Origin of the sequence: Azonexus caeni (assembly GCF_048146105.1) — a bacterium.
GTDB classification, from domain to species: Bacteria; Pseudomonadota; Gammaproteobacteria; order Burkholderiales; family Rhodocyclaceae; genus Azonexus; species Azonexus aromaticus_B.
This window is the reverse complement of sequence record NZ_JBKJAD010000040.1, coordinates 1-12,022: the sequence shown is the minus strand read 5'-3', so window position 1 is coordinate 12,022 and position 12,022 is coordinate 1. Positions and strand designations below refer to the sequence as shown.

Here is a 12,022-nt window from a genome sequence, read left to right as displayed (position 1 = left end):
GTTTTTTCTGCCGCCTCAAGCAATTCCGCCGACTGGCAACTCGCTATGAAAAACTGGCTACGCGCTTCAACGCATTCTTGCAACTTGCCTGCGCTTACATCTGGCTAATGTGAACACGCCCTAGCGATTTCGCACAAAGATTTCAGCCTGTTTTCCGCGTCAACCGACCGACCCGCCCTCTCCCAGTCGATGACGCTTGCCGCTGCCCATGCCAAACACCTAAAATCCTCGCCACTCCTGACCAACGAGAATTCGATGATGCAGCTAAGCGCCGGCGAAATCCTGCAACTTTCGCCTGACGAGTCTTCGAGCAAGGCGGCCAAGGGGCTGGTGGTTCCGGCCAAATGGCCGCGTCTGGAATACGACGAACAGGCCATCTGGGGTGAATGCCAGGGCAGCGGCAGCAAGCCTTACCAGGTGCAGGTGGACAAGTCCGGGCCGGCTTTCCGCTGTTCCTGTCCCAGTCGCAAGTTTCCCTGTAAACACGGCTTGGCGCTGTTGCTGCTGATGGCGCAGGATGCCTCCCTGTTCTCGGCCGCCACGGCGCCAGCCTGGGTTGCCGAATGGCTGGCCGGGCGCCAGCAACGCGCCGAGAAACAGGAAGCCAGGATCGCCGAGAAGCGCGACGCGGCGCCCGACCCGCAAGCGGCCGCCCGACGCGAGGACAACCGCCGCCAGCGCATGGCCGGCGGGCTGGAAGAACTGGAGCGCTGGCTCAACGACCGGCTGCGCCAGGGCCTGGCGCAATTGCCGGGGCAAACGGCAATCTGGGAAGACCTCGCGCGGCGCATGATCGACGCCCAACTGCCCGGCCTCGCCTTTCGCCTGCGCCAGATCGCCGGCCGGGTCGGCCGGGACGAAGCCTGGCCGGCGCAGGTGCTGGGCGGACTCGGGCAACTGCGCCTGCTGATCGATGCCTTCCGCCGCCTCGACAACCTGCCCGCCGCGATCCGCCAGGATGTGCGCGGCGCCCTCGGCATCAATCTGGACCGCGACGAAGTGCTAGCCGGCGGCGAACGCCTGCGCGACGACTGGCTGGTGCTCGGCCAGTCCATCGACGAGGAAGGTAATCTGTGGTCGCGCCGCGTCTGGCTGCTCGGCCAGCAGTCGCAACGCTTCGCCCTGCTGCTCGATTTCGCGCACGGCGGCCGGCGCTTCGAGCAGAACTACCTGACCGCCAGCCGCCTGCACGGCGAACTGGCTTTCTTCCCCGGCAACCGGCCGCTGCGCGCGCTGAGCACCGGCGATACCCAATTGCTGCCCGCCGCCAATCCGCCAAGCGTCGCCCTCGACGGTGCGCTGTCCGGGCTGGCCGAAGCCGTCGCCGCCAACCCGTGGCAATCGCCGCAACCGATTTTGATCGACGGCGGCATTCCTCAGCCCGACGCCGCCGGCTGGTCGCTGCGCTGCCCGGAAAACCGGCAACTCCGCCTGCAAGTGCGCGACGAGGACGGCTGGACGCTACTGGCGCACAGCGGCGGTAACCCGCTCACCGTATTCGGCGAATGGCACGGCGACGTCCTGCATCCGCTCGCCGCCTGGCAGGGCAAGCCGATCTGGCAGAAGGGGATGGAAGAAGCATGAAGTTGCTGCACGAACTGTCCACCCAACTCCTGCTCGGCAGCGAACGCCGCCCGCCGACCCTGCCGGAAACGCCGGGCGAACTCGGCGCTTTTCTCCAGGCCCTCGCCCAGCCGGGCGACGACAGGGAAATCGGCCTGCTGCGCCAGGCGGGCAGCCTGGCCGTCTGCGCGGCGGCCGGCTACGCCCCGGCCGCCGCCGCAACGCCGCCGCTTCCGGCATGCCCGCCGGAACAAACGGCAGTGGCCGACGACCGGCAACTGGTGGCGACCCTGCAACAGATTCTCGCCGACGGCCCCGACGCCTTGCGCCGCGAAGCCTTTACCCGTCTGGCAAGCCGGGAATCTTGCCTGGCGCCGGAACTGCTCGTGCCGTCGCTGACGCTGGGCCAGAAAAACCGCGATCTGCGCGCTTCCCTCCTCGCTGTCCTCGGCGAGCGCGGCCGCTGGCTGGCCGCCCTCAACCCGGACTGGTCCTACGCCGCCGGCAGCGCCGAAGCAGCCGCCGACCCGAGCCTGTGGGAAGAAGGCAGCCAGGAACAGCGCAAGCAGCTACTCGCCCGCTTGCGGCAAAGCGATCCCGATCGGGCGCGTTGCCTGCTGCAGGAGGGTTTCGCGCAACTCGAAGCGCGCGAGCGGGCCAGCCTGCTGGAAACGATGGGGTACGGACTGGGACCGTCGGATGAGGATTTTCTCGAAAATTTGCTGGTCGACCGCAGCAAGGAAGTCCGCCAACGCGCCGCCAGCCTGCTCGCCGCCTTGCCCGACAGTCGTTACAGCCAACGCATGGCACAGCGGATGGCAGCCTGCCTTGGCGCGGAGCGCAAGCTCTTTCGCACCGTGCGCACCCTGGAAGCGCCGGCCGCTTTTGCTGCTGACTGGAAGAACGACGCGCTGGAAGAAAGCCGGCCGAAGAGCGAAAGCCTGGGCGAGCGCGCCTGGTGGCTGTACCAGATCGCGCGCGGCCTGCCGCTGGGCTGGTGGGAGAAACAGACCGGCCTGAGCCCGGCCGAACTGATCAAGTGGGTGCGCGCGACGGACTGGAGCGAGGCCATCCTGCGCGCTTGGCACGAGGCCTTGCTGCGCCAGCCGGCAGCCGCCTGGGCCGGCGAGTTCTTGACTCACGGCGGGTCGTGGGGAATCGAGATCGACGTCTTCGCACTGCTTGCCTTCCTGCCCGCCCGCGAGCGCGAACAATACTGGCTCAGCTTGCTGAAAGAGAAGTCGCCGGGTCATACGCGCGGCTGGGTCCTGGCGCGCCTGGTCGAAGATTTTTCGCGCGGCCAGGAGCCCCCTTCGGCCGATTTCAGCCAGCGTGTTCTGGCCGAAGTCCGCCAGTTGCTGAACCAACCCACCTACATCACCAGCGGCATCTACGAAGTCTGCCAGGCCCTGCCCGAGTTCGCCTGCCTGATTCCGCCAAGCTGCTTCGCCGCCGCCTGCGAAAACTGGCCGGCCGGCCCGGCCGCCGAACATTTCAGCAAGACCCTGGCGAGAATCCTGACCATCGTCGAACAACGCAAAATCCTTCACCAAATTCTCAGATAGCGGAAACCATCATGAGCCAAACCCTGCGCCAGCACGCCGAACAACAATTCGCCGAAGAACTTGAAGAACTGAAGAAGGCGGATAACCGCGAACGCCCGGAAAACTGGGTGCTTTCGCCCTGGGCGGTGGCCGAATACCTGATGGGCGGCACGCTGGCCAATGGTTTCCAGGTCAGCGCCAAGTACATCGGCAACCGGCGCCTGATGGAAACCGCCATCGCCACGCTGGCCACCGACCGCGCGCTGCTCCTCTTCGGCGTGCCGGGCACCGCCAAGTCCTGGGTGTCGGAACACCTGGCGGCAGCGGTGAGCGGCGATTCGACCCTGCTGATCCAGGGCACCGCCGGTACCAGCGAGGAACAACTGCGTTACGGCTGGAACTACGCCGAACTGCTGGCCAAGGGACCGTCCAAGGCGGCACTCGTCCCCAGTCCGCTGATGCGCGCCATGGAACAGGGCAAGACCGCCCGCGTCGAGGAACTGACGCGGATTCCGGCCGACGTCCAGGACACCCTGATCACCATCCTCTCGGAAAAATCGCTGCCGGTGCCCGAACTCGGCAGCGAAACCCAGGCGGTGCGCGGCTTCAACGTGATCGCCACGGCCAACAACCGCGACAAAGGCATCAACGAACTGTCGAGCGCCCTGAAACGGCGCTTCAATACCGTCATCCTGCCGGTGCCGGCGAGCGAGGACGAGGAAGTCAGCATCGTCAGCAAGCGCGTCGCCGAACTCGGCCGGGCCCTGCAACTGCCGGGCGAACCGCCGGCCCTCAAGGAAGTGCGCCGGGTGGTGCAGATTTTCCGCGAACTGCGCAACGGCCAGACCGAAGACGGCAAGACCAAGCTCAAGACTTCCAGCGCCACCCTGAGCACCGCCGAAGCGATTTCGGTAATCAACAGCGGCATGGCCCTGGCCGGCCATTTTGGCGACGGCGTGCTGCGTGCCGGCGACATCGCCGCCAGCCTGGTCGGCGCCATCGTCAAGGACCCGGTGCAGGATGCGGTGGTCTGGCGCGAATACCAGGAAACGGTGATGAAGGAACGCAGCGACTGGAAGGATCTCTACCGCGCCTGCCGGGAACAGAACTGAGCCCCATGGCCGAAGCCTCTTCCCCCTTCCACCTGTTCGGCATCCGCCACCACGGGCCGGGCTGCGCCCGCAGCCTGCTGCGCGCCCTCGAAGAACTGCAACCCGATTGCCTGCTCGTCGAAGGCCCGCCCGACGGCGAGGAGATGCTGGCCTTGCTGCTCGACGAAGGCCTGGTGCCGCCGGTCGCCCTGCTCGTCTACAACCCCGACGATGCCCGCGAGGCGGCCTTCTACCCCTTCGCCGCTTTCTCGCCGGAATGGAATGCCCTGCGTTTCGCGCTGGAACGCCAGATTCCGGCCCGCTTCATCGACCTGCCGGCCGCCCACCAGTTTGCGTTGAGCCGTCCGGACGAGGCGAAGACCGGCGGTGAAACACCGGCGGCGAAGACGGAAACGCCCGCGCCGGACGGCGACGCTGAAATCGCACCCGAAGATGACGCCGAGGATGCCGGGCCGAGCGGCGATCCGCTCGACTGGCTGGGCCGCGCTGCCGGTTACGGCGATGGCGAAGCCTGGTGGAACCACATGGTCGAGGAACGCGGCGACAGCCTCGAACTGTTCGCCGCCATCCGCGAGGCGATGAGCAGCGTGCGCAACGAAGCGCCAGCACGCGTTCGCACCGCCCTCGCCGAACAACGCGAAGCCCTGCGCGAGGCGCACATGCGCAAATGCCTGCGCCAGGCCCAGAAGGAAGGTTTCCAGCGTATCGCCGTGGTCTGCGGCGCCTGGCACGTGCCGGCCCTGGCCGAGATGCCGCCGGCCAAGGTCGACAACGAGCTGCTCAAGGGGCTGGCCAAGATCAAGGTCGCCGCCACCTGGGTGCCCTGGTCCTACCACAACCTCAGCTTTTCCAGCGGCTACGGGGCCGGCGTCGCCTCGCCCGGCTGGTACGAACACCTCTGGCAGAGCGCCGGCGACCGCGCCATCGGCTGGCTGGCGCGGGCCGCCCGGCTGTTCCGCGACGACGGTCTCGATTGTTCGTCGGCCCACATCATCGAAGCCGTCCGCCTGGCCGAAGCCCTGGCCGCCCTGCGCGAGCGCCCGCAACCCGGCCTCGACGAACTCGACGAAGCCTTGCGCACCGTCGTCTGCATGGGCGACGACGCGCCGATGCAGTTGATCCGCCGGCAGATGATCGTCGGCGACCGCCTCGGCCGCACGCCGGAAACGGCACCGGCCGTCCCCCTGCAACGCGACCTGGCGCAACAGCAGAAAAGCCTGCGCCTGAAAGCGGAAGCGACGCAGAAAACGCTCGATCTCGACCTGCGCCAGGCCAACGACCTGGCGCGCAGCCACCTGCTGCACCGCCTCAACCTGCTCGACATCGGCTGGGGCAGCCTGAGCCGGACCGGGCGCAGCGCCAAAGGCAGCTTCCACGAAATCTGGACCCTGCAATGGGCCCCGGAACTGGTCATCGCGCTGATCGACGCCAGCCGCTGGGGCAACAGCGTGCGCCAGGCCGCCGGCAACCGGGCGATCGACCGGGCGCAGGCGGCCGACAGCCTGCCCGAGCTTTCCGAACTGGTGAACCAGGTCCTGCTCGCCGACCTCGAAGAAGCCATCGCCCCGGTTTCCCAGGCCCTGGAAAACCTCGCCGCGATCGCCAGCGACGTGCAGCAACTGATGGCCGCCGTGCCGCCGCTGGTCAATGTCGCGCGCTACGGCAACGTCCGCCAGACCGACGCCGGCATGGTCGAACACCTGCTCGACCGCCTCGTGCCGCGCGCCGCCATCGGCCTGCCCGGCGCCTGCGCGGCGCTCGACGACGCGGCCGCCGAAACGATGCGCGAACATCTCGTCGCGACGCACCAGGCACTGCGCCTGCTCGGCCGCCAGAACCTGCTCGAGGAATGGCAGCAGGCCCTGCACCGCCTGACCCAGCTCGGCAGTTGCCACGGGCTGATCTGCGGCCTGGCCAGCCGCCTGCGTTTCGACGAACAGCTCGCCAGCCCGGAACAGACGGCGCAGGCCATGAGCCAGGCGCTGTCGGTCGGCAACGAGCCGGGACCGGCCGCCGCCTGGCTCGACGGCTTCCTCAACCGGAGCGGCATGGTGCTGCTGCACGACCCGCAGTTGTGGTCCATGGTCGATGACTGGCTGGCCGGCCTGAGCGACGACAGCTTCACCCGCGAACTGCCGCTGCTGCGCCGCGCCTTCGCCGCCTTCAGCATGCCGGAACGTCGCCAGCTCGGCGAACGCGCCGGCCGCCAGGGCGCCGCCCCCAAGACCATCCTGGCCGACTGGGATGCGACGCGCGCCGAAAAACCCTTGCCACTGCTGCGCCTGCTGCTGGGAATCGAATCATGAACGACAACACCCACCCCGATGCGGCCCGCCAGCGGCGCTGGCGCCTGGTCCTCGGCGCAGCGGCCGAAACCGCCGGCAGCGGTTTGCTGGCCGGCGACGACCTGCGCATTGACGAAGCGCTGAGCGCGCTCTACGACGCCGATGAACCGGGCGGCCTGCGCGGCGGCAGCGGCGCCTCGTCGCCGCGCGTCGCCCGCTGGCTGGGCGACATCCGCCGCTACTTCCCGGCCTCCGTGGTCCAGGTCATGCAGAAGGACGCCTTCGAGCGCCTCGACCTCAAGAGCATGCTCTTCCAGCCGGAAATGCTCGAAGCCGTGCAGCCCGATGTGCACCTGGTCGCCACCCTGATCTCGCTGCGCGGCGTGATCCCGGCGAAAACCCGCGATACCGCGCGCGCCGTGGTCAGCAAGGTGGTCGACGCGTTGATGAAGAAGCTGGAGGAACCGCTGCGCAGCGCGGTCACCGGCGCCCTCAACCGGGCGATCCGCAACCGCCGCCCACGGCATGCCGAAATCGACTGGAACCGTACCATCCGCGCCAACCTCCGGCACTGGCAGGAAAGCCATCGCAGCATCATCCCTGAAACCCTGATCGGCTACGGTCGCAAGAGCCGGCGCACGCAGCGCGAGGTGATCCTGTGCATCGACCAGAGCGGCTCGATGGCCGCCTCGGTCGTCTATTCGAGCATTTTCGGCGCGGTGATGGCCTCGCTGCCGGCGGTCAGAACGCACATGGTGGTCTTCGACACCGCCGTCGTCGACCTCACCGAACAACTGAGCGACCCGGTCGAACTCCTGTTCGGCGTGCAACTCGGCGGCGGCACCGACATCAACCGGGCAGTCGGCTATTGCCAGTCGCTGGTCCGCGACCCGCGCAACACGATCATGGTGCTGATTTCCGACCTCTACGAAGGCGGCGTCGAACAGAACCTGTTGCAGCGCGCCAGCGAACTGGTCCAGTCCGGCGTCCAGGTGATCACCCTGCTGGCGCTGAGCGACGAAGGCGCCCCGGCCTACGACCATCGCCTGGCCGCCAAGCTGGCCGCCCTCGGCGTCCCCTCCTTCGCCTGCTCACCTGACCAGTTCCCCGGCCTGATGGCCGCCGCCATCCGCCGCGAGGATGTCGGACTATGGGCCGCCCAGCAAGGCATCGTCACCGCCCGGGCGGAAGGCTGAAATGACGCCGCCCGACGCGCGGGCGTCTCTTTGCGGGTCGCCCGGTCCGGCAAGACTCAGAGATCTTCGGCGGGCGGTACCTGCTTGATCAGTTCTTCCATCGTGGTCAGCCCCTGGGCGACCTTCAGGGCGCCGGAAATGCGCAGGGGGCGCATGCCTTCGCGGAAGGATTGGTCGCGCAACTTGGGAATTTCCAGATTGGGCCGGATCAGGCGCCGGACTTCCGGCGAGTTGAGCAGGATTTCGTAGACACCGACCCGCCCGCTGTAGCCGGTCATCCGGCATTCCAGGCAACCGACGGCGTGGAACAGATGGGTCGGCTCGGCGGCCTTCCAGGGCTGCACCAGCGAGCGCCAGGCGGCGCGTTCTTCCTCGCTGATCGGCAGGCTCTTCTTGCAGTGCGGACAGAGGGTGCGCACCAGACGCTGCGCCATGACACCGAGCAGCGTCGAATTGATCAGGTAGGCCGGCACACCGAGATCGAGCAGGCGCGTGATCGCCGCCGGCGCATCGTTGGTGTGCAGCGTGGACAGCACCAGGTGGCCGGTCAACGCCGCCTGGATCGCCATTTCGGCGGTCGCCAGATCGCGGATTTCGCCGATCATGATGATGTCCGGGTCCTGCCGCATCAGGGCGCGCACGCCGTCGGCGAAATCGAGCCCGATCGCCGGATGCACCTGCATCTGGTTGAACGCCGGCTCGACCATTTCGATCGGGTCTTCGATCGTGCACACGTTCACTTCCGGCGTCGCCAGGTGCTTCAAAGTCGTATAGAGCGTCGTCGTCTTGCCAGAACCGGTCGGCCCGGTGACCAGGACGATGCCATTGGGCAGCGCCGTCATCTGCTGCCAGCGTGCCTGGTCGTCCTGCGAAAAACCGAGCGAGCGGAAATCGCGGACCAGCACTTCCGGATCGAAGATGCGCATCACCAGTTTTTCGCCGAACGCCGTCGGCAGGGTCGACAGGCGCAATTCCACTTCCTGACCGCCCGGCGTCCGGGTCTTGATCCGCCCGTCCTGCGGCCGCCGTTTCTCGATCACGTCCATACGCCCGAGCAGCTTGATGCGGCTGGTCATCGCGTTCATCACCGTCATCGGTATCTGGTACACCTGATGCAGCACGCCGTCGATACGGAAACGGACGATGCCGAGATCACGCCGCGGTTCGATGTGGATGTCGGAGGCCCGCTGGTCGAATGCGTACTGCCACAGCCAGTCGACGATATGGACGATATGCTGGTCGTTGGCATCGTACTGGCGGTTGCCCTTGCCGAGTTCAACCAGTTGCTCGAAGCTCGACAGCCCGCTGGTCACTTCGCCCTTGGCGGAAGCCTTCTTGACCGAGCGGGCAAGGTTGAAGAATTCGATCAGATAACGGCCAATGTCCTCGGGATTGGCCATCACCCGGCGGATGTCCTTGCGCAGGATCTGGCGCAGTTCGCCCTCCCATTCGCGCAGGAAGGGCTCAGCGGTGGCCACCACCACCTCGCGCGTCGTCACCTGCACCGGCAGGATGCCGAAACGCCCGGCGTAGGCGCTGGACATCACTTCGCCGATGCCGGTGAAGTCGATCTTCAGCGGATCGATGTGGAAGTAGTCGAGACCGCAACGCGCTGCCAGCCATTCGGTCAGCACGTCGAGCGTCAGGAGTTTGGCTGGTGCCGACGGGGTGCGCCACTTCTGGTCGGCGATGACGATCAGCGGATGGACCTTGTTGCCGTGCAGCTTGCGCTCGATCTTCAGCGCCTCTGCCGCCTCGCTCTCGACCAAGCCATCGGCGATGGCCATTTCGAGCACCTCCGCCAGGGAAAGACGATGCTCATGTACTGCGCTTTCTTGCGTCGAATCCATTCTTGGGCCTGCCCGAGCCAGGAAAACAGCTTGCGACTATAGCCCAAAAACATGCCCCGGTTCTGCTTTTAAAACCCTTTTACGCCCTTCTGGCGCAGCGGTGCGAGCAAGCCGCTGAGCCCATTGTGATCAAGCTCATGCATCAGGGCGAGCAGGCGCCCGAGTTCCCCCTCGGGGAAACCTTCGCGGGCGAACCAGGCGAGGTAATGCCCGGGCAGGTCGGCAAGTAGACGCCCCTTGTACTTCCCGTAGGGCATCGTCCACTGCACCAGCAGTTCGAGATCTTTGGCCTGCATGAAAGAAACGGGGCCGCAGCCCCGTTTGCTCACTTGGCGGAAAGCACCAGCATCAGGTCGTTGATGCGTTTGACGAAACCGGCCGGATCGTCGAGCTGGCCGCCTTCGGCGAGGGTGGCCTGTTCGAAGAGCAGGGCCGCCCAATCGTCGAAACGGCTTTCCTCGTACTTCAGCCGGAGGACCGCCGGGTGCTGCGGGTTGATTTCCAGGATCGGCTTCGCGGCGGGAATCGGCTGACCGGCCGCCTTCAGCATGCGGGCGAGGTTGCCGGAAGGATCGTGCTCGTCGGCGACCAGGCAGGACGGCGAGTCGGTCAGGCGATGGGTGATGCGCACTTCCTTGACGCGCTCGCCGAGCGCGCCCTTGACCTTGTCGAGCAGTTCCTTGAACTCGTCGGCCGCCTTTTCGGCTTCCTTCTTCTCGGCTTCGTCTTCCAGCTGCCCCAGATCGAGCCCGCCCTTCGCCACCGATTGCAGGGACTTACCCTCGAACTCGGTGAGGTGACCGACCACCCATTCGTCGACGCGATCGGACAGGAGCAGGACTTCGATGCCCTTCTTGCGGAAGATTTCCAGATGCGGGCTGTTCTTCGCCGCGTTGAAACTGTCGGCGGTGACGTAGTAGATCTTCTCCTGGCCTTCCTTCATGCGGCCGATGTAGTCGGCCAGCGAGACCACCTGCTTGTCGCCGTCGCCATGGGTCGAGGCGAAACGCAACAGGCCGGCGATCTTGTCCTTGTTCGCGAAGTCCTCGCCGACGCCTTCCTTGAGGACGGCGCCAAAGGCTTCCCAGAACTTGGCGTACTTCTCCTTTTCCGCCGCGTCATCGCTGCTCGCCATGCCTTCGAGCAGGGAAAGCACCTTGCGCGTGCAGCCGGAGCGGATGTTGTCGATATCCTTCGATTCCTGCAGGATTTCGCGCGAAACGTTGAGCGGCAGGTCGGCGGAATCGACGACACCGCGCACGAAACGCAGGTAGAGCGGCATCAGCTTCTCGGCGTCGTCCATGATGAAGACGCGCCGGACATAGAGCTTGATGCCGTGGCGGGCGTTGCGGTCCCAGAGATCGAACGGCGCGCGCGCCGGGATGTAGAGCAGCTGCGTGTACTCCTGCTTGCCCTCGACCTTGGCGTGGGTCCAGCACAGCGGCTCCTCGAAATCGTGTGCGACGTGCTTGTAGAACTCGGCGTACTGCTCGTCGCTGATCTCGGATTTGCTGCGCGCCCAGAGGGCGTTGGCCTGGTTGACCGTCTCGTCTTCGTCGGTCATCACCTGCTCGCCGTCCTTCCACTCTTCCTTCTTCATCAGGATCGGCAAAGTGATGTGATCGGAGTACTTGCGGATGATCGACTTCAGCTTCCAGCTACTCAGGAAATCATCCTCGCCGTCGCGCAAGTGCAGGATGACGTCGGTACCGCGGCTGGCCTTCTCTACCATCTCGACGGTGTAGTCGCCCTCGCCAGCGGATTCCCAGCGAACCGCCTGAGCGGCATCCAGACCGGCGCGCCGGGAAACCACCGTCACCTTGTCGGCAACGATGAAGGAAGAATAGAAACCGACGCCGAACTGGCCGATCAGATGCGCATCCTTCGCCTGATCGCCGGTCAGCGCGGAGAAGAATTCCTTGGTGCCCGACTTGGCGATGGTGCCGAGATGGGCGATCGCTTCCTCACGGCTCAGACCGATGCCGTTGTCGGAAATGGTGATCGTGCGCGCCGCCTTGTCGAAGGCGATGCGGATCTTCAGTTCGCTGTCGTCGCCATAGAGCGCAGCATTGTTCAGCGCCTCGAAGCGCAACTTGTCGCAGGCGTCGGAAGCGTTGGAGATCAGTTCACGCAGGAAGATTTCCTTGTTGCTGTACAAGGAATGGATCATCAGGTGCAGCAGTTGCTTGACTTCCGTCTGGAAGCCGAGGGTTTCGCGGCTGGCGGTTGCTGATTCGGACATGCGTCAAACTCCCAATCGAGGTATCAAAAAGTACTCAGGAGTTGGGGATGAGCCAGCGTATTTCAAGCCATCCAAGGCAAATTTTCTTTGATTTACCCGGCGGGTAAACGGCAAAAGGCCCCGCCTAGAGAACTAGGGGGGGTCTTTTGGAATGGGAGCCTGGCGGTGACCTACTTTCGCGAGCGAGGTGCTCACTATCATCGGCGCGATTCTGTTTCACGGTCCTGTTC

General features: G+C 65.7%; 8 protein-coding genes and 1 pseudogene. 6 read left to right on the top strand and 3 right to left on the bottom strand.

All coding sequences use genetic code 11. From position 1 onward, the window contains the following. The 6 genes and pseudogenes from ACLIIZ_RS20765 to ACLIIZ_RS20740 all read left to right on the top strand — a co-directional run. Nucleotides 1-113 (top strand): annotated as a pseudogene (locus ACLIIZ_RS20765) (IS5/IS1182 family transposase); the annotation flags it as partial. Nucleotides 114-255: 142 nt separating this feature from the next. Further along, a complete protein-coding gene (locus tag ACLIIZ_RS20760) occupies nt 256-1,584 on the top strand; it encodes an SWIM zinc finger family protein (protein ID WP_416695557.1) in 1,329 nt (442 codons plus the stop codon). Next, on the top strand, nt 1,581-3,128 hold the full coding sequence (locus ACLIIZ_RS20755) for a DUF5691 domain-containing protein (RefSeq protein WP_416695555.1): 1,548 nt from the start codon (nt 1,581-1,583) through the stop codon (nt 3,126-3,128). The genes ACLIIZ_RS20760 and ACLIIZ_RS20755 overlap by 4 nt, the downstream gene beginning before the upstream one ends. 11 nt (nt 3,129-3,139) lie before the next feature. After that, nucleotides 3,140-4,219: an ATP-binding protein gene (locus tag ACLIIZ_RS20750; protein WP_416695553.1), complete on the top strand. Its 1,080-nt coding sequence runs from the start codon at nt 3,140-3,142 to the stop codon at nt 4,217-4,219. 5 nt (nt 4,220-4,224) lie between these two features. After that, nucleotides 4,225-6,525, top strand: a complete 2,301-nt coding sequence (locus ACLIIZ_RS20745) for a DUF5682 family protein (RefSeq protein WP_416695551.1) — start codon at nt 4,225-4,227, stop codon at nt 6,523-6,525. Continuing rightward, nucleotides 6,522-7,700, top strand: coding sequence for a VWA domain-containing protein (locus tag ACLIIZ_RS20740; RefSeq protein WP_416695549.1), 1,179 nt, complete (start codon nt 6,522-6,524; stop codon nt 7,698-7,700). Before ACLIIZ_RS20745 ends, ACLIIZ_RS20740 begins: the two co-directional genes overlap by 4 nt. Nucleotides 7,701-7,756: 56 nt before the next feature. Here ACLIIZ_RS20740 and tfpB read toward each other — a convergent pair whose 3' ends face one another. The 3 genes from tfpB to htpG form a co-directional block, all read right to left on the bottom strand. Then, nucleotides 7,757-9,550 (bottom strand): type IV pilus assembly ATPase TfpB, encoded by a 1,794-nt coding sequence (tfpB, locus tag ACLIIZ_RS20735; protein ID WP_416695547.1) that lies wholly within the window; start codon nt 9,548-9,550, stop codon nt 7,757-7,759. A gap of 68 nt (nt 9,551-9,618) precedes the next feature. After that, complete coding sequence (locus ACLIIZ_RS20730) at nt 9,619-9,846, bottom strand: DUF3820 family protein (RefSeq protein WP_416695545.1); 228 nt, start codon at nt 9,844-9,846, stop codon at nt 9,619-9,621. Nucleotides 9,847-9,875: 29 nt separating this feature from the next. Further along, on the bottom strand, nt 9,876-11,792 hold the full coding sequence (htpG, locus tag ACLIIZ_RS20725; RefSeq protein WP_416695543.1) for a molecular chaperone HtpG: 1,917 nt from the start codon (nt 11,790-11,792) through the stop codon (nt 9,876-9,878). Nucleotides 11,793-12,022: the final 230 nt, after the last annotated feature.